This is a genomic window from Sporosarcina contaminans (assembly GCF_042679045.1).
Classification (GTDB): domain Bacteria; phylum Bacillota; class Bacilli; order Bacillales_A; family Planococcaceae; genus Sporosarcina; species Sporosarcina contaminans.
This window is the reverse complement of the sequence record NZ_JBHTLT010000001.1, coordinates 100,964-125,605: the sequence shown is the minus strand read 5'-3', so window position 1 is coordinate 125,605 and position 24,642 is coordinate 100,964. Positions and strand designations below refer to the sequence as shown.

Sequence of the window (24,642 nt, the reverse complement as noted above, 5' to 3'; positions counted from 1 at the left end):
GGGTGTATGAGGAAATCTATGGAGCTGATTTTTCCACACTTACCAAGTCTATGGAAGAGGGTACTTTTTAGCCCTCTTTCCACACTATTTTCCGATTACCCGAAAAAATATGTCATCTTTCTTCAAAATGCTAATAATTGAACGATGAATATGCTTTTCATGAACATCGTAAATATTAATAAGCCAATCCTGGATTGCTTTCTCATACATACCCAATTGATTCCTGAACTTATTTAACCGCTCATCATTCAGGAATGTTTTTTGCTCCATCTCGTCTATATTCAGATACTGGTTAAAATACTCGAAGACATAATTTACACATATCTGCACATTCTCCATACGTTCATCAACATTAAACTCATTTATATGATCTTCTTTTTTTCTACGGGCAATATACTCCTCTAAACTTTGCATTGTTACACCCCCTTTTTTATTCCCAGCTAAAGCAGGTATTCACTTTCACCGACAGAGTTAGAAACACCCTACCACTCCATATTAGCACGCATTTCTGCTTCATACTCTGCTTTCATTTCCGCCTCATATTCCGCCTGCATTTCTGCTTCAATTTCCCTTAAATATTGCTCCTGCTCATATTTACACGTTTTTAAATAATCCAAGTGGCCGTCTGCACCACTAAAAAAGTTATCCAGTTCTGTCATCCGCTCTTTCAAGTTTACAAGGTCTATTCTCTCTTCACCTTTTATTAGGGGATTAGCATCTTTATCAATAGGATATCTAAATTTAAAGGATCCTTTGTCGAAGTTATGGTATTGCATGATATAGCCTTCAACTACATTTACAATTTCTTCTTCACTTTTGTTATTACTTGCATCAATCAAAGTCGGTTTCAATTTATTCCACATTTGTGCTAAGTTGTGGCTAACTTGTTTAATTGTTTGTATTTTTTCATCCATAGGTTTATCTGCATACTCCAAGTACAAAGATTTTAGTGAGAGTTCAATAAATTGTCTATACAAAAATAAAACGGGAAAAATGTAAGTATCTAATATTTCTATCCTATTAGATGCCAACGCAAATTCAACCAATGTATCAGCAGATCTCTTATAGCCCCTAATATATCCATAAAATTGGTAGTTAATATTACCCCAACCAAAATGGGAGAACTCCAAATATTTGTTAGTAGATTCGAATAATTTTTTCCCTTTGACTGGAAACTGGATATCAAATTCCATGAATATTCCTCCATCCTGCTTTACGCAAACGTTGAAAAATCTTCAAGCAAACTATTTGGAACCTTTGAAAAAGAATTCCACTCAAGAAAAGGCTTATTCAAATTTAATTAATGTGTATATTTAAAGTGTCTACAATATTAATCGCATCCAATTCTTTTTTTATTTCACTTCCCAATGGTGGACAGGCAATGCATAAAAAATCCTCTGCACGACTTAATGCTACATAAAGAATTCTTGAATCATCACTCTTTTCCGATTCAATTTGTGGTTTAATAATTTTTTCAACATCGCTCAGATCGGTTAAATAAAGTAATACTGATTCAAACTCAGCACCTTTTGCTTTATGAATAGTTCTAATTTTGGACGTTCTTTCTTCGGGCAAAATTATGTTGTTTAGTAACTCTGAAATCAAGATGGTTTCTGAAAAATCTTTAAATCTACTTTTTATTACATTCTTTAATGAGAATCCTTTTTTCTTTGTAAAATCGTTCAAAGAATTATAAAAGTTATACAGTGTCAGGTTCAATGATTGGTTAATTTCAGTTACAATAAATTCGAGTATATCTACTGCCAAACCCCTTTTGGAAATCTCGCTTATATACTGGTCTTTTTGAAACGGAGCCTTCAATATGCCTTTTCGATTGGTTTTCAAGTGTCGAATTATCTCCTTAATAGCAACATCGTTCCGATTATCTTTTACTAATCTATATGCGGTAAGTAGTGCTTTCAATAATCTTTCACGATCTTCATCAATTCCACTGAAATCTGACCAAACTTCTGTAACCTCTACTTCGTTGATTATCTTTACGGTATTATTATTTCGAGTTAAGATGCAATAATCCTTATTGAGCCTAAGCTCTCCTCTCAAGTCATGAAAATGCTTTATTGTTTGTTTTACATCTCCTGTACACTCAATAATTTGAACTTCATTAGCACTGTTTTTTCGGGTGCATTTTTGGATTAAAGAGTCACCAGTTCTTAGATGATTTATAAGATTAACAATCTTGGTCCCAGATCTCCTATTATTCTCGATCTCTAATTCCATTTGATTAGGCAAGTAAAAGTCTATAAAGTCTTGTCTGGAAGCCCCTTGAAAGCGATAGATTGACTGTGCTGGATCTCCAATAACTCCTATTACTGTACCAGTGCTCCCTAACCACTTAACTATTTCAGCTTGGATAGGGCTTGTATCCTGAAATTCATCAATAAACATAAAAGGATACTTTGCACTTAAATGTTCCAGAATCATGGGGTACTTTTCCAATATTTTATATGAGAAATAAAGAACATCTTCATGATGAATCATTCCCTCATTCCAATGTAGTTGTTTGTATACTGGTAAATCCTCGACTTTAATAGAATAATTACCTACTCTTCTTTTGTAGTCTTTTCGGGGTTTCAAGATAAATGAACCTTCCTCAAGGATCCAGTCCAAACTTTCCAGGCATTCTTTTATTTCTTCTTTGTTATTAATATACTGTAGATTATTTACTTCTTTTTGCCACTGAAAAATCTTTCCCCCTGTTGCTATATTTTCAAAGTGTCCATCCAACTTTTCCACATTAACAATTCTTTCATTATTTTCATCAACTAAAAGATGTACATAAGGCTTAACGACATTGATATACAAAAAGCTATGAATAGTAGAGATATCTACTCTGTCAGTATTTGCTCCTAAACGTTTTGACATTTCTTCTGCCCCTACAGCTGTATATGTGATGCATGCTATCCTTGAGTTTGCGGTGAAATTTGAAGCATTCTGAAGAACATTCTTAATATGCCCGATAAGCCAATGTGTTTTCCCCGCTCCTGGACCCGCTATGACTTTAAAATGGCGATTTAGGTCAAGTATTTTTCCATCTGAAGAAATTGTTATCCTTTTATTCATCCCCTTCTCCTCCGCTATTATCTTTTTCAGAAACCCATCTAAATGCCTGTTTTATATGTAAGGGAACATTTATTTCATTTGATTTCTCTTCCAATTTGCTTGCCAAAATGAATGCAAGTTCGCCCTTTTGGTCATTTGCGTATAACAAAAAGCTCGTAGCCATTTTAGCCTTTTCTTTTTCTTCTTCACAAGAAATCATTTCTATAAGTTCATTATCCTTTACTATTTCAATGGATTCGTCGAATAGCCAATCACTTTTATAGTTATCCCAAGCCAAATCATATTCGAATGTTTTGCCTTTTGACTTTTTATAAAAAACATCAACATTAGATGAATGCTTTTTTTGTGCTAATAAATTTTGTAAAGCACCAGAAATGTCTTTGTATTCATAACTGTCCAAATCACTGTTCAGTTCATACGGCCAACATTTTTTCCATCTTCTATGCTTTTGTTTATCGTCATCCCTCTTTTTTTCAATCTTCGTAGGATCGGGATCTACAAGACAAGCTACTCTTTTTTTAAGTGCGAATTTCGTATTCTCTTGCTTAATACCAGCTCCGAATAATTTGATAAAATGCTTAAATGTGAGAGCATCAGCCCTTACGAGAGAAACATGATGTTTTTCTAAATCAGTTCCTTCCCTTTCCGCCAATAAAGGGAGAAGAATAAGCTCCGCCATGCCTTCAACTAATAAAACTGATTTCGAAAATAGCATAGCTGATTTAGTAGCATCAAGAAATCGTTCAACGTATTTTTTAGATTTCTGGTCTTCTTCACTACTTGAAAATACTTTGCTTGGATACTTGGCAAATATTTCACCTTTATCATCTTTTTCTAAACAAATAATTGGTTTCAATCCAACTGCAGATGTAATTTGTGTTGAATGAGTTGTTACAAATATTTGCCTACTAAAACTTTGAGCTTCTACCTCCTCCTTAAGAAACTTCAAAAAATTATATTGTAAAGCTGGATGGAGGTGTGCTTCTGGTTCTTCAATAATTAGAATTGGGAATGCTTTTGCATTCTCACCATATTCATCTGAAGTAATCATCTTGAACTTTGATAATATTAACGATATAAAAATTAAATTATTATATCCCATACCATTATTTATTATCGGGATCTCAATGCCTGTTTTATCTTTGATAATTAAACGCAATGTTGACAAAACATCACTCTCTTGTAAGTATCCATCTAATGCTGGTGAGCCCCCGACAGAAGCTCCAGTCTTTTTTGCAAATTCAAGAATTTCCTTTTGGTTTACCCTTCCAATTATCCCTTCTACTAATAAATTTGCCTGTTGTGTAAATGTTTTTTGGTTCTGTTTGTCGTCTGTTGCTGTTAAATCTTTCTGATCATTATTAGACAACGAGTCCTTAAAATGTAGGAGTAACTGTTTTAATAGTGTATTTCTTCCTGTAAACATCTTTCTTTCTACATCCCTGAGGGCGTCTAACGTTTCACAATGAATTTTATCTAAGTGCTCTCCTTCTGCACGCATTTTATTTACTATATCTCCACCATAAATCCTTGTAACATATTTTTTCAGAGTTGATTCTAATAATGCCCATCTTTCCTTTTCTTCCGATAGACTTTCATACTTTTCTACATACGCCTTGTGTTCCTGTTCAGGCAGAAAATGTTTATAAGTAAGTGTTGCTTCCCAAGGTGTTTCTAATTTAGTCAGCCAGCTTGCTACTATAGCTTTATCTTCTGTAGTATCCTTTGAGGATGATTTTAAAGTTGCCTCAATTGAAATCTCTGGTGGAATTGATAAGTCTACTTTCTTATGAAAATCATCTATTGAAATCTTTTTAGAGTTAGATCGGTTAAAGATTAGCTCTAAAGCCTTCGTAAGTGTCGTTTTCCCCGCATTATTGGCCCCAATTATAACGTTTATACCTTCATTGAAGTCAACTTTTATTTCCTTGAAACATCTAAAGTTATTAATCTTTAAACTTGAAATGTACATTTACTTTCCTCCCCTTCGAAATTTTCCGTATAATCAACCCTATAAGAATATGTTATCATAATTAATTCCATTGACGGGACTATTGACGGAATCTATATGTTGGTTAGATGGAAATGATAAAATGTAATTTGGTGATCAAAAGCAAGTTGCGAAAACTATTCAAACCTGGCATTTCTTTTATGACAGGAAGTTAGCATCAAAAAAGGTGCCAAATTATCATGTTTTTAAAATTGATAATTTAGCACCTTCTTTTATTCTGCAAGAATCTCTTCTATCAATCCCCGAATCTCCCTACCTCCACCGCCAAACCCTGCATATAGTTGCACCTTATAAGCAGTAATGCTCCCATCCTGCTTGCTCAACTCATCAATTGCCCACCTGATTTTCCGAACACGATAATTACTTATATCCTCTTTGGATTCCCGCAAAAATTGTTGGGTTCGAACCAATTTCTCATTTTCAAACCATCTCCTTGCACCAATCGTCAATTTGATCCTCCAAGGAGTTACTCTGACGGGCTTTCCACTTTTATTCAAAATAGCCTTTACTGCCTCTTTAGCAAGCATTAAGCACTCTTCATCTTTTTGCTCCCAATCAACAGGATCGGTTCTTGGTTTTCTCGTTTTCACTCTTGGAGTTACTTTCTCATACCATTCACGATCGTATCTAAAAATCCACGTATGCAGACCTTTTCCTATTTCTTTTAATTCGCTTCTGGTTGCCCCTTTGTGTTCTTCAATTATTTTCAGCCACATATTTCTTCTTTCATTAATATCAAACAGGGGGGTGAACTCTTCAACAATCTTCTGTTTACCAACCACAGTAGTTGTCTGAAAAAGTTCGTTAATATCTACATCAAGAAACTGAAGAAACAGCAAATGCCTTAATGGGCTTCGATTCTTATTGTTGCTTCTTACGAAAAACCTTAACCAATTAGTGGGATTCTCTGGATCAATAGCACTCTGCATGATTTCTAAATAAGCATCTGGGAAGTAAGATAAGAACTCTTCTTGCACATCATTCATGTACAAATTTCCGTTGTCAGAGGCTAAGCCCTTACTCCGCAACTTATCAATATAGAAGCTAATAATAAAATCAAGTTGTTTGCGGGGATAGTCATCCTTCAATAAGCGTTCGGCATTATGGGTGTATTGAAGATTCAACTCTTTTATTCTTGTCGGGAATGGATCTGTCAAAACCGCTATATCACACACTTCCGCATCCGCACATTTAAAGTCAAATCCGCTTTCCGTACTAAGTACAGTGCTATCTTTTAACAAAACTTCATGCTTTGAACAATATAAAACACCAACAATTTGGTGGGATCTGCGGAAATAGCTCTCACCATACTTTTTTATATCGTTTTCAAAACAGATTGGACAATATCGTAGATAAATTGGGATTTTCACCTTGCTTCCCCCAAACCCAATTAGACTTTCAACTGCCCTTCCTTTACCTTCAGCCATTATTTCATATATAGACTGAGCTTTTTCTTCAGATAAAAATGAAGTGTAAAAAGGAAACATCGTATGTTTCATAATAATTTCCTTTGTCGTTAGCTTTGAAGTTGGAGGCAGATTTTGCACAAAAGCATCAAGATGTTTAGGGAATAATGTTGATTTCATAATGATCAACTTACCAAATATATCTTTTACCATTGCTTGGTTGCTTACCATACCACACATTTGCTTATAACGAGCAATAACACTATACAACAGTTCATCATCATACATTACGGGCAGAAAGTTGATCATGAATTCACACCAACATTCCACTGCACCATGTCATCAATGAAGCCATGCTCTGAGAGAACTTCATAGGGAGTTTTCTCTTGCTTAACTCCATTCTTCAATAGAAGTCTAAGGTCACCCTCTGCGTATGCTGTATTCCGCTTCGCTTTTTTTACTTGAGGCATTGTCGGTACGTCTTTTGCTTCATTTTTTCGGGACTTCTCGTTATTCTTGGCTTTTAACGGCTTACGGGGGTGTTCATTAGCCGACTGAATTGTTGCACTCTCAATCCTTCTTATATCTTCATATTTTGCTATCTTATAAGGGTTGCCTGTACGTATTGCATTCAGCATCTCCCTCATCAATTTGAACTTTTCGTTGGCAACATTTCGTATAAGTTCAACAGTCAATTCTTCTTTACCTGTCGATATTGCTTTCCGCTGAGAATAAACAAATATCTTTACAATCAAATCGGAAATCCCTTGGGTTTCATCATAGATAACTTTTGCAAACTCCTCTGTAAGCGGAGTGAACTTCTTTGTCCATTGATACCGCCACATAGACTCCAGCAAGAACTTAAACTCATCATTGTAATCCATGTTGTTGAAAATTATTTCCGAATTACCCGTTAGCCTTCTTGCAATTCTTAATTCGTCTCCAAACAGACCATAAGCTCCAGGCGTTCCAATAATAGCAAGATTTACTCCTGAGTTAATAAGACTCACAAAAAAATTCATGATTTGGTCTGCACCACGTCCTTTAATATTTTGAGTCTCATCAATAATTAGTAATCCAAGCCCAATATTCTGAGCAAGTTGTCCAATTAGAGGCAACATCATATCGACTGACGCATTTCGTGATACATATTTTTTATAGTTGTTCGTGCCAAGCAACTCGTCAACCCTCATAAAAAACTGCAGGCACAAGGCTTTTAAAGATGATGTTGAAGGTGCATCTAACTTTAACCAAACAAGCTGAATTTGATTAAAATGCTGGCCCCTATACTCGTTATGAATAACAACCTGTGGAATATTGCTTAACACCCGACCAACCGATGTCGTCTTCCCCATGCCCGATAGTCCAATCAAAGTTCCACATCCCGCTGTCGTACGGAAGTTTTGTCTACTATTAATATCAAATGTACGGTTGATGATTTGCTTTCCAGTCTCATGTAAATAGCGTTTATAAGCTGGATCAAATGGATTTCTCGCTAAATAACCTTGTATTAAAAGATTGTTTATCATGTCCCAAATCTCCAAGTGGATGGGGAGTGGCTGAAAAAACTGGTATAGCCTGCTGATCATTTGTAAGCGATAAACGGATTCCATTTGTCTTTCTTGCTCATCAAATGATGGATTCATTGCAAGCTTTTTTATAATTGTTGACTTATCCGCTAATGGTGGCAAAGCTTGTATAAAAGGATTTTGATTAAACTCATCAAGTGGATATTCAGTATAACTTGCCTGTATTGCTTCCATCCCGTTTGGAAGAAAAATTTCCTGCACCAATTCGTATCACACCTCATTCCTATCTCTTAAACTTCTAAACAATGACAATCCATCCCCATCGTTATTTTCAACCAAGATCTCCTCAGATGGCGTACTATATTCCTCTTTTTCCTTTTTCAATCGCTCACGCTGTAACTCTCTTTCCATGCGTTGATTTTCTTTTATCCCTTTCAACTTTTTTGTTTTACTTATACTGCTGTCATGCTCTGCCTCCGTTTTTCTTTTACCTTCTGCTACGATCTCTTCTATGTCAGTAAACAGTTTTACTTTCTTTTGAAGCTCCCTCTCTTTGCTTTTCTCATCCAATTCTTTTTCAAATTCAATGATTTTTTCAATCTCATCAATACTCTTCCCGTAGTATTTTGATAAGTGGTCAAGAAGCTTTAAGGTATGGAGATTTCCTTCTTCATTTATCATGTAAATCTCAGTTAGATCTCTGGCATCAAACTTAATTTTCACACGTTTGCTTCCATTATTTCTGGCTGATTCAAACCAGTTATTTTGTAAACTATATTCAGATGCATATAGTAGCTTCTTGTATCTTAGTCCTTGAGGCGTAATGGTTGCCGTATCAGACTGCAATAAATTTATCTTGATAACTTCTTCGGGTAACTTCCTCAACTGACCTTTCTGATGTCTTAATCCAAATCTCCATATTTCTCTTGGAATTTTTTCAACTCCTGCTTCCAACATTTCTTCGGTCAATTCATAATCTTGTAGAACGTGATGATTATTATGGAAAAGGATTAACTTAATAATGATTGCCGTCAATTCGTCAATTGTTAGATTTGCTTTTAGCCTTAAGTCACTTTCTCCACGTTCACGAACTCTTTTTCCACTTATTGAAGCACCATCTACGTGCGGAGCCAGTTGCATTTGGATTTGATTCAAAGCTTGTTCAACAACTCCTTTTAGTTCAGGGCGGTAGCTTGGGCTATTTTGTATTGAAATTCCCAATCCTTCAATTGCACTTTCGATTTGACTACCATTTAATTCTCCTCGATCCGTAAAGATTCTATTAGGAATACAAGCTACATCCCATTCATCATCATCTATCTCAATTCCATATCTTGCACAAAACTGTTTTTTTGATGTCATGCTGTTTTGCAAAGCAACCATTTCCCCACTATAAGCATTTAATGATTCAAACGATAGATTGAATCCGACTATTAATCGTGAATAGACATCTACTACAAGGTGTAACAATGGTTTCCCCACAAGGATGTTCCTGTTTACACTGGATACGCAAGTCACATTAAGGGGTGTTGAATCTGTCTGCCATAATGTAGCTGGCCCTAACCCTGCATCTTGAGATGAATTTCCAATAATCGCTCTGTGTTTCTGATGGTACACCCTTGAGCCATGTCGCTTTGAAACTTCATGTTTAAGTTGGTTAAAAGCTCTGTACCAATAATAAAATTGATGATAGGTCGGGATATCTGCTTTCAAAATTGGAATAATCACACCGTTTTGTTCTTCCTTTTCAATCGTGAAAAAGTCTTTTATCATCAGCTCATATGCTGTTTTTAATGTATTTTGCTTTTCGTTGTAAAAATAGCGATTGAGACTGATCATGAAAATTTTCTTCATTTTTTCATCTACATTGACCCCTTTTTTGATACCATACTTTCGAGGTCTTCCCCTTTTCACTTCACTAACTTTTTTATCTCGACCTTTTGCTCCACAATTATAAAAATTGGGAAGCAAAGCATTACGAACCTTTCCTCCTTTCCAATACTTAATTAAATAATCCTTTATAGTATTTTTACTCACTTGAAAAACGGAAACCGAATGATTAATCACCTTCTGCCGATATTTACGAAGATAGATTTGTTCTTCGTGTTCAACTTGTTGAAGTACATAGGTAATGATTTCATATGCACGATCTCTTCGTTGCTTTTCAGCACCGCTCAAATCCTCTTCATAAACATGTCTAAAATACGGGTCTTCTTTTAACAAAGTAACTTCTCCATCAGCCATAGCGACAAATATATCTTCTTTATTAATCGTATATGGCCATCTACTCCCCTCATCCATAGCAATTACATATATAATAGAAGAAAATCGGTTTACAAATACAATTCGGATGATTTCTCCATCCTTGTTTCGTAGCAACATATTCTCCACTAACTCCATACATGCTCCTCCATTTCCATTAGAGTTAGGTTCTTAACCGTTTCCGAAAGGTCTATTAATTGATTCAAATTTATTCGAATATCTTTTTTCGCTATTAAATATCGGAATAGGAATAAACCAGTTCCCTTTGGTAACCCCTCTGTTTTATCAAATTGTCTTAAAACGTTTCTAACTGGCAAATGATCATTATTAAACAGTTCGCTTAATAAATGAGTAGATAATAAATCTTTATCAAATTCTTCTTCGTTACCTTCCAGTAAGGTTTCTCTGATCCATTCAAGATTTTTTGCAAGTTGTCGAGGCAGTTGCTTTTCTGTGATTACTTTCCACTCAATCCCTTTTTCTCTCCAATATCGCCTTTCTATTTCAAGCTTTTCCCAACTGATTTTCCTCTTTAGCTCTGACGTGTTTTTCACTGTTCGAGCGATAAATTTCTCGTTGCCAGTTTCATCTTTGGTCGTCAGCAAAAAATTAGTCGTAATCACGTAGGGTTCATTTGTTTCTTTATCTCGATATTTATCAAATCTCAAATTGTCTTGATCAATCGTTTCCATTACATCAAGCAACGGGTAAGTTTCCCGAATATCAATCACACTCGTTTGATACTCAAAGAGTAAAAATGCCCTGTACTGTATATCCGATTGCAAATGAAATATACGAGGAATTTTTATCCCTTTTAAACGTGTAGTTCTACCCAAAGATGAATAATCATGAGTCATTGTCCAAGGAAGATAATCTGCCCCAATTCCTTGCCCCCTACCTTCTTTTAAGTATTTTAAGATTTTCACACTCGACTTGTAATATGAAGAAACCTCCATAATGCTTAGATCAGACTCCTTTCGTTAAACTTGTAGATTATCCACTGCATTCTGCTTATCTTCAGCACTGGAATTTACATAGAACCGATAGAGCGTATCAACAGAACTATGACCACTTAATATTGCAACTGTTTTTGGATCAACCTTACCTTCCTTAATGAGACTTGAGCAAAATGTGTGTCTCGCCATATGGGGCGAAACAATGTATTCAAGCTGTGCCATCTTACTGTATTTTTCTAAAACTTTGTTTATAGCAAGTCTCGTCAATGATCCTCTTTGTCCTTGGAGTAGATTATTTGATGCTACATCGGGGCGAACTTTTAGATATTCTCTGATTGCCATGACAACCTGGGCATTCAAATTTACTTTTCTTACCTTATTTCCTTTTCCATTACGAACAACTACAAAGCTATAATTATTTTTTCCATTTCGTTCTGTTAGATGGATATCATCAATTTCAATTGAAACCAACTCGTTGCACCTAACCCCTGTTGCAAAAAGTAGATAATAGATTAAAATATCTCTTTTATTTCCTTCCGCTTCAATTGTTCGCTTTAGCCGATAAAGGTCTTGCTTCTCAACGATTTTCACTTCGTAATCCAGTTCAATGTTGTTTTTCAAAAGAACCTTTCGCAATTCAACTTCAGTCTTGCAAATTCCCTTTTTATGGAGAAAACGTTGAAATTGGACAATACTTTTTAACTTCCTATTAATACTGGTCACTTTTAATTTCTTTATTAGGTTCAAATATTGACGGTACTCACGAAGATCCGTTTCTGTAATCGTTTCTGTTTCAAAACCAATCGTTTCATTTAGCCATTCTAAAAACTGACCGATATCTTTTGAATAAGCTTGGATAGTTAAATGACTCTTTCCATCCTTTTGTAACTCTTGAGTAAATTCCGATAACATTTAATTTCCTCCATTCTTTTTTGGCAAAAAAAAGACGTTATCGCTTTTGGGCAAAATCCCATCTTTTTTTAAAAGATAGAAAAATACCCAAGCAATAACGCCTGTCATTCGTAATTTATTTACTATAACTCTATTATAGTAACAATTCCGTTATTTACAAGAAATAACATTCAATTTCGTTTACATCTTACATTAATGTACAATAATTTTAAGAATGATTCTTTAAAGGAGCGAAGGTAATGGATTTAAACGGTCTTATCTCCACCATTATTACAGCAACATCTGCCCTTGTCGCAATTATAGGTGGATTTTTAGTGAGTAGAGTTATCACATTATCAGGGGAAAGAAGTGCAATAGAAAGAAGATTAAAAGAAATAAATAACGATTTAATTACCAAACAAAAAATGTTAGAGCAAATTGAAAAGGACTTTCTTGAAGAAGATATTAAAGATTTTATAAATGACTATTGCGAAGAAATTATAATAGAGGAAAAAAGTATTCAACAAATTCTTGATGAAGATGATTCAAGCGATTTAACTCTTGAAATTTTAGAACCTTACATTGAAGAATTATTCTCTATTAGGGATGAAATTTTTAAATTAATTGAGAAAACTGATGAAAATTATGTACTTCCCAACAATTTGAATGAACTCATGAAGGATAACAACATAATAATTGAAGGAAAAAAGGATTTGCATGAATTAGTCTATAAAACAATTTATAATTTAATGCCTGATGAGCCTTCAACCATATTTGGAACAAATTTTAAGCTTACTGCTGTAGATCATCGCAACTTGTTAAAAGGCACCAGTGTATTCTCCCAACAAATGCTTAGGGATAGAATCAATGAAAGAAATACGCTTCGAAATGAAGTGCAAACTCTAATAATAAGGAAAAATGAACAAGAGAAAATACTCGGCGATTATGGGAAACCAAGTGGATTATGGGGAGGTTTATGGGTTCTAATATATGCCTGTATTGTCGGGATTGCGTATCCAAGTGTACTATTACCATACCCTAAAAATACTTATGATGACGTTACGACCAAATGGTTTTTGCTCTTCTTATTTTTCAGTGAACTAATTGCACTTTTTATTTATTTGGGTGTATCAATGTTTAAACTCACAAAAAACAATGGCTCACAAAATCTTTAAAAATAACCTCGCAACATAATTCTTAGTTATGAAGAGAGTTGTCTGTTTTCCAATAGAATGAATGTTGACTCGCCAACACTTTTAATAAAATAGGAATCAAAAAACTGTATACATAACTTTTTTAGGCTCAATTTATCGAAGATCTCTTTTAAGAAGTAACGTTTGATCAATGTGGATTGTTGACGTCTGATGACAATCAATTGCTAAAACTTTCTACAAATAATTAGTGTAGAATTAAATTAGATAAATAATCGGAGGTTGATAATTTTGAATGATGAGAAATTCAAGCTGTATCTATCAAAGAAATACACTAATCCAAGAGTGATAGGTGATGCAATTTCCAGATGTAAAAGAGTTGCAAAATACGAAGGGGATTTGGATAGTCACTTTAAAAAGGATCAGGGGAAATCTCTGCTTGACCGACTTTCTTACAGTAAAAAAGATGCTGAGTTACAAATCGAACCAAGGCATACGATTGATATAAAAGGCACAAAAGGATACATCTCCATTTACGAAGGAACATTATCTCTGTACCGAGCAGTTGAGCTATATTTTGATTATAAGAAAAGTAATATATACTAATTTTTGATTTTATTTGGTTGGACATATGGTAAATAAATCATAACTATCTACGTTCACTTCCTAACTCAATTAAACTACTTGTTTTAACAAAGTTTATACGGTTCACTTCCTAACCTTTTTTACTTTTTACTATTTGTCGCAATAAAGGATTTATTAATTCTCCAAAAAGGGTGGCTACTATGAACTTAATTCAAGAAAAACATAAGGAAATCATCAGTGTTATTGAATCCTATCGTAATTGCCAAGTCGTTGTTAGCAATGAAGAAAAACAGATTTATAATGTAGTTAGTACAACTGGACTCACTTGGAAAGCACGTTCAAATAAATGGGGGAAAATTTTCATTGGAGAGGATCGCCTAAGAATTGACTTAGATTATCCTGTTAATTTATTTACTGAAGAAGAGCTGAGAAATTTCACTCAACTTCCTTTAAAAAAGGAGCTATTGAATAAGAATAGTTATTCACATATCAATCCAACTGTCGGGGATATAAAGCATGATGTAGTCCGTATCATTCTTTATGAAGACAAGCTACAGCAGTATGACTTTACATCGTCATCGTTTCGGGCAATACTTCAAAAAATTATTAATGCGAATGTGCTGTGACTATGTAATGTGCTTTTCTTGCAATCGCAAGCTGAAGCACATTATCTTTTTGCTATTTATTATACTAAAATGTTATTTCAAGGAAGCGACTCATAATATTCCTCATAAAATTCATCCAACACCTCTTTAAAGTTTTCAAATTCCATTATACATGCCAACTTTAACGCATCATACATAGCTATACTTCTCCTACAATTCGAAAGTTCACTCTCTACCCTTTTTTCAATTCGATTATAATCTTTGCTTAAATAAGCCAACGGAATATGCCCCCAAGGAAGCCTACCATTATCTTTGCCTCCATATATTAATCCAGTGAATAAATCAAGATAACAGCCAGCTCCTTGAATTCCATATTTCTGATAATTTAAGAGTTTTCTTGCTACTTCCTCATAAGAGATACGGTTAATAAAATACAAAGCAAGTTCTTTTTCTATCACATCTTCACCTGGTTCAAAGTCCTTTTGGTAATTGTTTGTTAGTAGGTTAATAAAGATTTGATAATTCATTGCATCATTATAACTTGTAAATATTACACCATAATCCTCTGCTCCATCTACTCCATCCCAATCGCCTTCTAATCCATACTGGTTCTTAAAATCGTTCATTCGACCAGAATAGTTCCTATCTTCCACAAAATACATCTTTTTTATGATAGCACCTTCTTCTATTGCTTCTTGTACACTCGGTAAATCCTCCATAACGCTATTCTCAAAAATATCAACAATATAATGCCAATCTGTCCAAAACCAATCCTTTTTCTCATAGTCATCTCTGATACAATCAAATTGCTTAGAATAATAATCACAATTAACGTAATTAACATAAGTTAGTTTTAACGCTGTAACTTCTTTCATTTTTGGTCACTCCTTAATTCTAATTTTCTTTATTCTTATACTCTCCAAAGTGGAAATTCAATAGTTTCATTACTTGATCTGCATAGAAATCAATATTGAATCCGTTAAATTCTTCTATCCTCTTTTTATCGCAAAACTTGTACACCTGCTTTAAAAGTAATTCAAGCTCCATTTTTGCTTCATTCAAATTTTTAAACTTTATTTTGATATTTTGCTGAACAAGCGAATGCGTTATTTTTTTCGTAATACGCAATACTTGTTTGCGTATTAGCATTGTTTCGATTTCCCCAATACTTTCTCCATTTTCCTCTGTAGTGCGATATACTTCATGAAATAAATCAAGGGAACGCTGATACAATGCATTTTTTCGAAAATCTGGAACCCACATTATGATGCTTCTCCTTCAATTCTTTCAATACGATTCATCAAGCCAACCAGCATTTTTACGATTTCCTCAGCTTCTTTATCCAAGCATTCATAAGTTTCTTTAGTGATATATTTCTGCATAACGGACATGTCCAGGAAAGCCCGACACTCTGCAATACTACCTAATGCTGTGTTCAACCTGTCATATTCTTTACCATAATAATAATTCGCATTTCCTTCTGCGATGTTTGCGTAGCAACTGGAACTGGCTCTACGTAACTGGTCGATCAAATTATTTCGCTCATAAGATGGAAAACCTTCAATGATTCTATAAATTTTATTACTAAAGATAAGTGCTTTTTTGTACACCTCTAATTCTCTAAAATCACCAATAAACGGTTTCTTTTCTGCCATAATTCTTCCTCCTTAATAACTTTTTAAGTTAGGCATCTTGAAAATAGAAGTGAGTTGGATGATAGGTGAGATGGGTAATTTGAGTTTTATAAGGGGATGTGTTACTTCGAATTATCAGTTTAATAACATACGGGTTAAGTGTTGAGTGGAGTGTTTCATTATTATTGGGAGACAAGTGATTACTAAAGAGTATGATGTTATCAACATTTGTTTCAATTTCTATAGTGGTTCTGAATCCTGCGGTAATTCTTTCAAAGTCACCTTTAGCCAATGTTACATTCATCAAGATGGGTACTTCATATTCATTTGCTATTTTATTGATGGTTCTTATATGAATTTGGTCCCTTATTCGGTAAATAGTACGCTGATAAATTGGCGGTTCTTCCTCATCTAAAAGAATAACAACCTTTGAATTCGTTCTTTTAAAAGATTTAATCATATCCACCAACAAATCAGTATCAACACAATTGTTAGTTTCAACGTGAATATTAGTTAAGATTGGGTACAAGCTTGTTTGATATTCCTGAAGAGTACGGGAGGATGAAGAAATTTTGCTAATAATAGCGGAGAGAGAAGGAGCTTGTTCTCGGTGTAACTTATAATCATGTCTAACAAGTATCTTTTGTAAAATGCTATTTGCTGTGTCATGACTCGTATAATATAAAACTTTATATCCATTTAAAGCAAGATGCTCAGCCATAAATGACAAGAATGCATTTCGTTCATCACCCATTCTACCAATTAAAGCATGTAGCTGAGGTGAAAACCCTCCGCTTAGAGCAACATCTAAGTTTGATAATCCTGCAGAAACTTTTTGCTCATACTGGGTAGTTGCTTCATTAATAAAATCAGTTTCGAAGTAATGCCATAATCCATTCAATGTTTCCTTTAATTCTCTTGATTCAATTTCAACTTCCTTATTCATTAGAATCATTTTTTCTCACCTTTCCTTTTAACTATTGACATTAATTAGCAATAACATTTTTTGCGAAACACAATATGCGAGATTTGTTTGGGAGAGAATGGCTCCCCACGTGAGTTATCCTACTGACATAAAATCTGATAATCAATTTTATTTTGCATAGTGCAGTCACTCCTTAACATTAGATTTTACAGATAATAGGTAATTATGAAACCTATAATCTGTATGTAAAAAATAGTCGGAATTAAATATGTTAATCTAAAGTTGTGGGAGTAATTTAAGAAATGAGTAAATGTGGAATAAGGAGAAGTTTATAGCTTAATTTTATAAAACTATTAAATACTTGTCAATGCTTATATGCAATAAAATTTACTTTATTTAATATAAACAATACACGTATACCCTACAGAGAGCATACTTTTAAAAAGTCGTAAAGCTCATTTACTTGAATAAAAGAAAGATATCAATAAGATTTTCTCTTATTTAAAAAGTCGTATTTTCTATATCTTATATATAAGGGAGAACACTTATTTTACGACTTTTTTATATTAATGTACTGATATCATTGTTCGTTGCTACAATATCAATTGATTTGCGATTATTAGAGAAGCCCTATTTAATTGCCTATTCCCCATAATGATAATGTAAGAACCAGCAACACCTTGATAATTTGAACAATCTCCTTAAAGGTATTGACATTAAAAGAAATAACCCCTTTTAATGAATAAACAACTATTGGTTTATGGATCTACCAGAGAAGCCTCGTAGCTTTTGAATAATAACCAGTAAAAAATGCAACACTCTAATGTAAGTGTAAATAATATAGAACTTTTAATCTATGCAAAACAGATTATAGAAACTGTGCGTTATACCAAGGATATGCTTAAATCTTCTAATCTGTTTTCATAGTTCATTAAAACCTTTATTTAAGCTTCAACAAATGCACTACTCTTTGATATCTTAGCAAAAATGCAATAAACTGATTAAAAGTCATGCAAATAGAAGCTTTTCAGCAACTTATTTAAAGGCAACTGCAAGTTACTCTTCTATTTGCACATATAACTGCCGATTAAAATTGATATAATTGCATTTCATCCTACAATGCTTGGCAATGATTAAAAGTTCTTTTCCATTCCCAAAGGATGATAGCATTAACCCCATATAAAATAGAGATGTTTAATCTTCACAATGGTAATTGTAAATAAATTCACTGTTAATATGAACACTGTCTTTTATTATGCAGAATATCAATACATTTCGCATTACCCTTGATATGATTATTCATCTACTAAGATTACACTGCATTGTGTCTATTATCGGATTGTCTCTATCTTTCAGTTAATCAGAATAAATGAGCTTTACGACTTTTGGGTATAGAAAAACCGCAGAAAATCTCTGCGGTCAGGTGAGCTTACATTGCCATTTTCTCTTCGGTTTCTTCCCCTTGTTCAATATAAACATGTTGCCCCTTTGCATACATCTGATTGCTTATTAAAAACACTTCTATTGATTTTATTAACTTCGCAAAGTTCTTAGCATCGTGGTAGTCAATTACTTCCCTTATTTCTCGCTTGGCAACCTTTTCTTTTCCCTCTTGTTTGCAGTTGTAAAGGAATTCCATAATTTTCTTTTGCCTTTTTTCTGTTTTTGTTTCTTCTTCAGTTTTTCTTGCTGTGTAATCGACGTTTAATTCATACTGATAATAATTAATTCCTGGCATCTGTTGTCGGACTATATCAACGGCATCATTATTTGCAGTAAAAACAATATAGTGAGCATTTTTGCTGTTATCTCGATTTATTCGTTTCATTGCTTGATAAATTTCCCCCGCTATCATTGTTTTTCGAATTTGTTCAACCGTAAGATTTTTAAAGATTGGAATGTCCTCATTCAGATGCTTTAATGGTTTGTAATAATCATGTTGAAGTACATAATCTACATAATCAAAGTTGGGTGTTTTCATTATTACAACGGTTTCATAATCCCGATAATCATTTACCCCAATGATATTCCCGAAGTATTCAATAGTTATGATCTCTTCTACTATTGTTTGAATTTCTTTATCCGTCTTCCCAATCAATACAAGATAATTTTGAATCTCCTTTTTCAAGGTATCCTCGTTATCTTTGTCAGTCACAAATAGGATTTTTTCTTTGAAAGAGAGGGTAAGTTTCTCAAGGGCTTTTTGGTAGAAGTTAATATTACGAGATAAGGCTTCTTTACTTGTTTTAACGCAATAATGAGTGAAGGTTGAATTGGAGTAATCATAGAATTTATCTTGCGGATGAACAACGAAGAGGTTAGATAATTCGTAGCGATAATCGAAACCAGCATTGGCATCGAGAATAATATTGTTTTTAAGGAGTTTAGGCTTTATTTCACTATTAAATGTGTGTAAGACATTATTACTATAGCGACAGCCATTATTTAAAATTTGTAGGATTCTCGATAGAACTTCAGTTTCTTTCAACTGCTGGTAGTTTTTTATTATCGTTGGGAGGGATTGTTTATAAGGATCAAAGTATTTCGAAGAAAAATCGAGGTATGGGAAATTTCGAACATTATGAGGGTTAGTTATTTCTTGAGTGACAATATTTTTTAAATCGGTAACAAGTTTTTCGATGAACTCTTTCTCTTTGAAACGATAGGCATTTTCCCACAACTTGGATAGATCTTTTAATGAAATCGCAACCCTTTCCAAAAAGTCTGGAAACTCATCTATTATAAGAATATGCCTTCCGTCTAATATTTCCTGATGTTTTCCGAGACACACTCGCATATACATGTTGTGAGTAATGGCTAACACTTTTGCGTTTAATTTTCTGTTTCGAATTTCATTTTTTATTTTACTATTTCTTTCTTTATTGTCCTTACTGTCAATATACTCTGCTACCGAATAAACAGCATGGGAGTTGATGGTTTTTACAGTATCTATTAGTGCATCGCCACGTTTAAACTTTTGAACATACAGAACTTTATAATCTGTCCTTACTACCAATTCTGCAATTTCAGCCAGAGTAAATTGACTCTTACCTGTTCCCGCTTCGTGATTAAACACATGAAAAATGTTACTATCCCATCGACTCTGATCTGTGATCTGCTTCTTGAGTTCCACAAAGTAACTTGAATTCACTACTAAACTATTATTTTGCTGATGTGTTGCCTTTAACTTTTCCATGTTAAAATCATCTCCTTTACTAATATCTAAAATAGATAATAAAAGGAGCGTTGTTTTTTGTCAATGCCTATAAACAATATTTTTTGTTTCGTTCCATATAAACAATGTTTTTTAATTTCGCTAACAGAGAAGGTCCTCTATAAATTAATTATCTCTTCCATTTTCGTTATGAAAGTAACTCTATTCCCCTCTATATTTACAACCCAGCTTTCACCGTTTAAATGGACAGTTACGCTACCATGCATAATGTCTAAAAGCTTTGCCCCTTTTTTAGATACCAAATCTTGAATTGCAACAATTACATTCTCTCTATCAAACGAGCTGTTTTGGGATAATACTGCTTTAATATTCACTGTAAATTTAGTGTTCATAAATGGTACTTCAATACATTCGGTAGTTTCACACAAATGTATTTCCCTTAGTTTTTGTATTTCTTTTAACAAAGGAGAAAGTTGACCTAAATCTACTTCTACATATGAAAGTTCAAAAACAGTGTGGATTATTTTAATCAACGTTTCTTGCTGTTCATTGTTAATAATTCGATTATCCAGTGGGTTCTTTAGCTTATGTAAACGAATAAACTCATCTATTGAAAAGACAGCATCTTCATCATAATTTGTAATTAAATGATCAAAACCAAAGGAACGAAAAACTTCTCTCACATCCAGATTAAGTGCTGATGTTAACAAGCAAACTACTTTAAAAGACGGGTTTTTCTGTTCTTTTTCTAAGCGATTTATATAAGATGGATCTATTTCGTTATTTAGCAAACTCGATAGCTTCGCAAGTGATAAACCCTGCCTGTTTCGTTCTCTTTGTACAATAAGACCAAACGTGTTTTCCATGGAAAAACCCCCCATTATTGCATATATACAATATGTTTTTATTATAGCAAAAATTTATGTTAGTACATTGTCAGACATGATAAAACAATTTTTTATTATAAATCCTCCCCTGTCGCATATAAGAAAGAAAATATATTCTAAGGAGGAATCTATCTTGCACAACAAATTTTTTATTGCCGTTGATAGTGGCAAAAGCTATACAAAAGGAGTAATACGCACAGAAAATAAACTAATTGAAAGAGTAAAATTCAGAACAAAGGTGATGGAGGCAAACGGATTTGGTAATGACATATTAATGAAAAATACTAATGTTATCGAATATGAAAGAAAAAAGTTCCTTATCGGTGACTTAGTGAGTGAGGAGTATGTTTCCTATGACCTTACTAAGCAAACAAATGAACATCTTATCTCCATTTATTTAGCAATCACGAAACTATTAGAACGGTCGCAAGAATATACCGCAATGGCAAAGATATATTTGGCTGTAAATATACCGATAAACCTTTACAAGAACGAACAGAAGAGAAGAGAATATGAAGCTTTTATTCAACAGAATGGCAAGGTGATTGGAATAGAGGTAAATGGGAAACCATATTCTTTTACACTCGAAAAAGTGATTGCACTTCCAGAAGCATTAGGACCCATCTATTATCAAAGAAACGATTTTCGTCATAAGCGGGCATTAATTTTCGACATCGGCTCATTAAATACAAGTGTTTTAGAGTGTAATAGACTCATTCCAAACTTTGATAGGATGCTTGTTAGTAATCTGGGCATTAATATATTGCGGTCTTCCATTGCTGAACAACTTTCATCACGATATGCAATCTCTTTCACAAGTGACGACGCAGAACAAATCCTTCGTGATAAACGGATTATAGTAGATGGAACTGAACAAGAAGAAGGAAATGAAATCATTAAAACTGCCTTTGAACAGCATGTAAAGCAAATTATTAATTATGCGAAAAGCCGAAAAATAAGTTTTGCAAATACTGAATTAATTTTTATCGGTGGCGGTTCCATTTTGTTAAAGGAACAGTTTTTGAAACATTTCCCTAATGCAACTTTCACTCCCGAGGAAGATACCCAATTCTCCTCTATCCTCTCATTCTTAATAATTCTTGAGGCGAAATACAATGAACAAAGAAAGGCTTAGATTGAGTATTTCATTTCGTGAAGAATACCGCCATATCTATGAACACCTTCTAAAACAGCCCAATAAAAGTGATTATATTTGCAGAATTCTTCAGAAAGAAATGGAACGGGAGAAATGTCTTGAGGAAAGAATTGCAAGTCTATTAAGTTTCTTTTCTGACAGTAGTATACTTGCAACTACCGAATTACCAAATTCAACCACAAAAAAGGAACAGGAATTGCAAAACGAAGATATTGATTTGCTTAACACATTGTTTTAATTGAGTTATGACAATAACCAAAAAGGGTGGGATTTCTCCCAACCCTACATAAATTTTGCTATTGCATTTTCACTGAATAATGAAACTTCTAACTTACTCCCAACGCCTTATATACAGCATCAATCGGATCTGAATAGAAAATAGGTTGGACTTTTACTAATAAATCTGAAGGCACTGCTTGTAAATCAACAATTGAAATGGCTGGTATTAATACTCTTTTTGCACCTGCATCCACACATACTTGCAACATGTTCGCAAACTCTTCAACTTTTGATATCGTGCCTCCTACAGTCATGTTTCCGAGGACAACTAATGACTCTTGTACTGGCTTTTCTAAGGCTCCTGAGCATAAACCGATGAGTTCAGCTATTGCTAATTCATCTGTTAACCCAATCCCTTGCAAATCGCTTATATGCATCAAATAGTCTTTTGTCTTTGTACTGATCGTGTTGCTAATTGATTTGCTATTCGCCGTAAAAAAGCGAAATGCTGTATCAAGGCTTTCCTTAGCTCCTCGATGAGAGCCTACACCTGATTTATCGAATTTCCCTGTCCCTGATACGACTTGGTTTTCCAGCTTGTATACACCGATCATTCCCGAATTACCATGACCAACTACGTATACGTGTCCATGTCGCCCCATGCCTTCGGGGATTAGCTTACCTCCACCTTGTTCGGGTACAGAAACGTATTCTTCAGCCATTGTTTCTTTATCAAGATAGGAGAACATGACATCATAGAACTCCATGCCCCCTATTTTCTTGAGCTGTTCCTTCACACGACGACGACCTTCCAAGGCATATTGTAAAATTTCTTCAATATCTTCCCTTGTATATTCACCATTTGGGTAAATTAATTTAACTAATCCTGATACCGTTTTACGCACAGCTACTGTATCACGTTGATTTAAGTTGTTGCCAAGTTTGAAATAACGGTCAATTGCATCCGCAAAAGAACGCTTCCGCATTTCTCTAAAGAATTCAGCGATATAATCCACAATGAAACCATATTTATCGGTAAAATATTCAGGTCTCATTTTCGGTATCTCCCAACCTGCTAAATAGTAATGCATACGATCAAAGAACGCTGTATCATTTGCCATTTCTGGTGGGAATGGTGCAAATAAGTGAGATGTTTTAATTAAAGTGTCCACACTTTGGTTGATGTTCCCCACGAACACCATAGAAGCAGAGGCGGACTTTTCTTCCTTTCCTCTGGCAAAAGAACCCGATGCCATGTAGTCTTTCATGATCTGAATTCCATCTTTATCTTTAAAGCGAATTCCTGCTACTTCGTCAAAAGCAACACAGTCCCAAAGCCCAACAAGTCCTACTTTTCTTGAAGACATGTTATAGAAGAGGTTAGCAACTGTCGATTGACCACCCGAAACAAGAATCGAATTAGGTGAAACTTCTTTATAAACATGAGATTTCCCCGTACCTCTTGGACCTAATTCACACATATTATAGTTATTTTCTACAAGAGCAACGAGTCTTAACAATAGATGCCATTTCACACGCTCTTCTAATTGTGTTGGCTCCATTCCAATAGAACGAATTAATACATCTATCCATTCCTCTTTCGTAAATTGCCTTCTGCCCTCAAAAACCTCGTTAATGTCCATATTGGGCATTTGAATTGGCTTTAAGTTATTCACTGTAAACGGACTAATATTCCGTACTTCTTCATCATAAAAGTAATCAAGCTTGATCATGCACCAAATACCGCCCACAAGTAGTTTATCAAACTCTTTCACATAACTTGCTGGCACTGGTACTCCTTTTAAGCCCAAATTCGAAAATTCCGCCTCATACGTATCAATTTTCGGGTTCAATGCAACAGTTACTTTATCAATAATGGAATATTGACCAAGTTCTCGAATACGTGATTTTATTTTTTCTGCTTCGTCAGGGCGAACGAAATTGTCCGATAAGATTTTTTTAACACGTTCTACGCCTTCAAGAATACTTTGTTCATCATCAGTAGCACAGTACATACCGAGAAGATACTCCAACACATAGATAGGAACGTTTGCCCCTTCTTTAATGAGCTTTGTCAAATCTTTACGAACAACTCGACCTGCAAAGACACTATTTAACTTTTTATCAAGATCAAGTGTCATTGTCTCCTCTACCTTCTCATCCATTCTC

At 34.2% G+C, this 24,642-nt stretch carries 21 protein-coding genes; 5 read left to right on the top strand and 16 right to left on the bottom strand.

Features of this window, described 5'->3' with window-relative positions; translation table 11 throughout:
• Positions 1 to 84: 84 nt before the first annotated feature.
• From ACFQ38_RS00640 to ACFQ38_RS00600, 9 genes are all read right to left on the bottom strand, one after another.
• Entirely contained in the window at positions 85 to 414 is a 330-nt protein-coding gene (locus tag ACFQ38_RS00640) for a hypothetical protein (RefSeq protein WP_381479517.1), read from the bottom strand.
• Positions 415 to 482: 68 nt separating this feature from the next.
• Positions 483 to 1,193 carry a hypothetical protein gene (locus ACFQ38_RS00635; RefSeq protein WP_381479516.1) on the bottom strand — a complete coding sequence of 237 codons (711 nt, stop codon included), beginning with the start codon at positions 1,191 to 1,193 and terminating at the stop codon, positions 483 to 485.
• A 103-nt stretch (positions 1,194 to 1,296) separates the two neighbouring features.
• On the bottom strand, positions 1,297 to 3,081 hold the full coding sequence (locus tag ACFQ38_RS00630) for a UvrD-helicase domain-containing protein (protein WP_381479515.1): 1,785 nt from the start codon (positions 3,079 to 3,081) through the stop codon (positions 1,297 to 1,299).
• Positions 3,074 to 5,053 carry an ATP-dependent nuclease gene (locus tag ACFQ38_RS00625; RefSeq protein ID WP_381479514.1) on the bottom strand — a complete coding sequence of 660 codons (1,980 nt, stop codon included), beginning with the start codon at positions 5,051 to 5,053 and terminating at the stop codon, positions 3,074 to 3,076. The genes ACFQ38_RS00630 and ACFQ38_RS00625 overlap by 8 nt, the downstream gene beginning before the upstream one ends.
• 251 nt (positions 5,054 to 5,304) lie before the next feature.
• Positions 5,305 to 6,807: a TnsD family Tn7-like transposition protein gene (locus ACFQ38_RS00620; protein ID WP_381479513.1), complete on the bottom strand. Its 1,503-nt coding sequence runs from the start codon at positions 6,805 to 6,807 to the stop codon at positions 5,305 to 5,307.
• Complete coding sequence (locus tag ACFQ38_RS00615) at positions 6,804 to 8,288, bottom strand: ATP-binding protein (protein ID WP_381479521.1); 1,485 nt, start codon at positions 8,286 to 8,288, stop codon at positions 6,804 to 6,806. Before ACFQ38_RS00615 ends, ACFQ38_RS00620 begins: the two co-directional genes overlap by 4 nt.
• Positions 8,289 to 8,297: 9 nt before the next feature.
• Positions 8,298 to 10,427, bottom strand: a complete 2,130-nt coding sequence (locus ACFQ38_RS00610; RefSeq protein WP_381479512.1) for a Mu transposase C-terminal domain-containing protein — start codon at positions 10,425 to 10,427, stop codon at positions 8,298 to 8,300.
• Positions 10,418 to 11,245, bottom strand: coding sequence for a TnsA endonuclease N-terminal domain-containing protein (locus ACFQ38_RS00605; protein ID WP_381479511.1), 828 nt, complete (start codon positions 11,243 to 11,245; stop codon positions 10,418 to 10,420). The genes ACFQ38_RS00610 and ACFQ38_RS00605 overlap by 10 nt, the downstream gene beginning before the upstream one ends.
• Before the next feature lie 24 nt (positions 11,246 to 11,269).
• Entirely contained in the window at positions 11,270 to 12,157 is an 888-nt protein-coding gene (locus ACFQ38_RS00600; RefSeq protein ID WP_381479510.1) for a tyrosine-type recombinase/integrase, read from the bottom strand.
• 239 nt (positions 12,158 to 12,396) lie between these two features.
• Here ACFQ38_RS00600 and ACFQ38_RS00595 point away from each other — a divergent pair, with 239 nt between their 5' ends.
• From ACFQ38_RS00595 to ACFQ38_RS00585, 3 genes are all read left to right on the top strand, one after another.
• The gene (locus ACFQ38_RS00595; protein WP_381479509.1) at positions 12,397 to 13,311 is read left to right on the top strand and encodes a hypothetical protein; all 915 of its coding nucleotides are present in this window, start codon (positions 12,397 to 12,399) and stop codon (positions 13,309 to 13,311) included.
• Between the two features lie 267 nt (positions 13,312 to 13,578).
• Positions 13,579 to 13,893, top strand: a complete 315-nt coding sequence (locus ACFQ38_RS00590; RefSeq protein WP_381479508.1) for a hypothetical protein — start codon at positions 13,579 to 13,581, stop codon at positions 13,891 to 13,893.
• Between the two features lie 179 nt (positions 13,894 to 14,072).
• Positions 14,073 to 14,498: a hypothetical protein gene (locus ACFQ38_RS00585; RefSeq protein WP_381479507.1), complete on the top strand. Its 426-nt coding sequence runs from the start codon at positions 14,073 to 14,075 to the stop codon at positions 14,496 to 14,498.
• A gap of 77 nt (positions 14,499 to 14,575) precedes the next feature.
• Here the strand turns inward: ACFQ38_RS00585 and ACFQ38_RS00580 are convergent, their stop codons facing one another.
• From ACFQ38_RS00580 to ACFQ38_RS00555, 6 genes are all read right to left on the bottom strand, one after another.
• The gene (locus ACFQ38_RS00580) at positions 14,576 to 15,352 is read right to left on the bottom strand and encodes a hypothetical protein (protein WP_381479506.1); all 777 of its coding nucleotides are present in this window, start codon (positions 15,350 to 15,352) and stop codon (positions 14,576 to 14,578) included.
• Between the two features lie 19 nt (positions 15,353 to 15,371).
• Positions 15,372 to 15,740: a hypothetical protein gene (locus ACFQ38_RS00575; RefSeq protein ID WP_381479505.1), complete on the bottom strand. Its 369-nt coding sequence runs from the start codon at positions 15,738 to 15,740 to the stop codon at positions 15,372 to 15,374.
• Positions 15,740 to 16,132, bottom strand: coding sequence for a four helix bundle protein (locus ACFQ38_RS00570; RefSeq protein WP_381479504.1), 393 nt, complete (start codon positions 16,130 to 16,132; stop codon positions 15,740 to 15,742). The genes ACFQ38_RS00575 and ACFQ38_RS00570 overlap by 1 nt, the downstream gene beginning before the upstream one ends.
• A gap of 28 nt (positions 16,133 to 16,160) precedes the next feature.
• Positions 16,161 to 17,066, bottom strand: coding sequence for a hypothetical protein (locus ACFQ38_RS00565; protein WP_381479503.1), 906 nt, complete (start codon positions 17,064 to 17,066; stop codon positions 16,161 to 16,163).
• 1,399 nt (positions 17,067 to 18,465) lie between these two features.
• Positions 18,466 to 20,232: a hypothetical protein gene (locus ACFQ38_RS00560; RefSeq protein WP_381479502.1), complete on the bottom strand. Its 1,767-nt coding sequence runs from the start codon at positions 20,230 to 20,232 to the stop codon at positions 18,466 to 18,468.
• 137 nt (positions 20,233 to 20,369) lie between these two features.
• Positions 20,370 to 21,077 carry a helix-turn-helix domain-containing protein gene (locus ACFQ38_RS00555; RefSeq protein ID WP_381479501.1) on the bottom strand — a complete coding sequence of 236 codons (708 nt, stop codon included), beginning with the start codon at positions 21,075 to 21,077 and terminating at the stop codon, positions 20,370 to 20,372.
• Between ACFQ38_RS00555 and ACFQ38_RS00550 the strand changes: the two genes are divergently transcribed.
• Positions 21,076 to 22,233 carry a ParM/StbA family protein gene (locus ACFQ38_RS00550; RefSeq protein WP_381479520.1) on the top strand — a complete coding sequence of 386 codons (1,158 nt, stop codon included), beginning with the start codon at positions 21,076 to 21,078 and terminating at the stop codon, positions 22,231 to 22,233. The genes ACFQ38_RS00555 and ACFQ38_RS00550 overlap by 2 nt on opposite strands.
• A complete protein-coding gene (locus ACFQ38_RS00545; protein ID WP_381479500.1) occupies positions 22,214 to 22,492 on the top strand; it encodes a hypothetical protein in 279 nt (92 codons plus the stop codon). The genes ACFQ38_RS00550 and ACFQ38_RS00545 overlap by 20 nt, the downstream gene beginning before the upstream one ends.
• 88 nt (positions 22,493 to 22,580) lie before the next feature.
• On the opposite strand, the gene brxL is transcribed toward ACFQ38_RS00545, so the two are convergent.
• A complete protein-coding gene (gene brxL / locus ACFQ38_RS00540) occupies positions 22,581 to 24,638 on the bottom strand; it encodes a protease Lon-related BREX system protein BrxL (protein ID WP_381479499.1) in 2,058 nt (685 codons plus the stop codon).
• Positions 24,639 to 24,642: the final 4 nt, after the last annotated feature.

Coding starts and splice junctions, on each gene's coding strand:
- ACFQ38_RS00600 (WP_381479510.1), bottom strand. CDS start 12,157: ATGTTATCGGAATTTACTCAAGAGTTACAAAAGGATGGAAAGAGTCAT.
- brxL (WP_381479499.1), bottom strand. CDS start 24,638: ATGGATGAGAAGGTAGAGGAGACAATGACACTTGATCTTGATAAAAAG.
- ACFQ38_RS00580 (WP_381479506.1), bottom strand. CDS start 15,352: ATGAAAGAAGTTACAGCGTTAAAACTAACTTATGTTAATTACGTTAAT.
- ACFQ38_RS00620 (WP_381479513.1), bottom strand. CDS start 6,807: ATGATCAACTTTCTGCCCGTAATGTATGATGATGAACTGTTGTATAGT.
- ACFQ38_RS00565 (WP_381479503.1), bottom strand. CDS start 17,066: ATGATTCTAATGAATAAGGAAGTTGAAATTGAATCAAGAGAATTAAAG.
- ACFQ38_RS00635 (WP_381479516.1), bottom strand. CDS start 1,193: ATGGAATTTGATATCCAGTTTCCAGTCAAAGGGAAAAAATTATTCGAA.
- ACFQ38_RS00570 (WP_381479504.1), bottom strand. CDS start 16,132: ATGGCAGAAAAGAAACCGTTTATTGGTGATTTTAGAGAATTAGAGGTG.
- ACFQ38_RS00555 (WP_381479501.1), bottom strand. CDS start 21,077: ATGGAAAACACGTTTGGTCTTATTGTACAAAGAGAACGAAACAGGCAG.
- ACFQ38_RS00605 (WP_381479511.1), bottom strand. CDS start 11,245: ATGGAGGTTTCTTCATATTACAAGTCGAGTGTGAAAATCTTAAAATAC.
- ACFQ38_RS00625 (WP_381479514.1), bottom strand. CDS start 5,053: ATGTACATTTCAAGTTTAAAGATTAATAACTTTAGATGTTTCAAGGAA.
- ACFQ38_RS00575 (WP_381479505.1), bottom strand. CDS start 15,740: ATGTGGGTTCCAGATTTTCGAAAAAATGCATTGTATCAGCGTTCCCTT.
- ACFQ38_RS00595 (WP_381479509.1), top strand. CDS start 12,397: ATGGATTTAAACGGTCTTATCTCCACCATTATTACAGCAACATCTGCC.
- ACFQ38_RS00550 (WP_381479520.1), top strand. CDS start 21,076: ATGGAAAAACCCCCCATTATTGCATATATACAATATGTTTTTATTATA.
- ACFQ38_RS00545 (WP_381479500.1), top strand. CDS start 22,214: ATGAACAAAGAAAGGCTTAGATTGAGTATTTCATTTCGTGAAGAATAC.
- ACFQ38_RS00585 (WP_381479507.1), top strand. CDS start 14,073: ATGAACTTAATTCAAGAAAAACATAAGGAAATCATCAGTGTTATTGAA.
- ACFQ38_RS00630 (WP_381479515.1), bottom strand. CDS start 3,081: ATGAATAAAAGGATAACAATTTCTTCAGATGGAAAAATACTTGACCTA.
- ACFQ38_RS00610 (WP_381479512.1), bottom strand. CDS start 10,427: ATGGAGTTAGTGGAGAATATGTTGCTACGAAACAAGGATGGAGAAATC.
- ACFQ38_RS00560 (WP_381479502.1), bottom strand. CDS start 20,232: ATGGAAAAGTTAAAGGCAACACATCAGCAAAATAATAGTTTAGTAGTG.
- ACFQ38_RS00640 (WP_381479517.1), bottom strand. CDS start 414: ATGCAAAGTTTAGAGGAGTATATTGCCCGTAGAAAAAAAGAAGATCAT.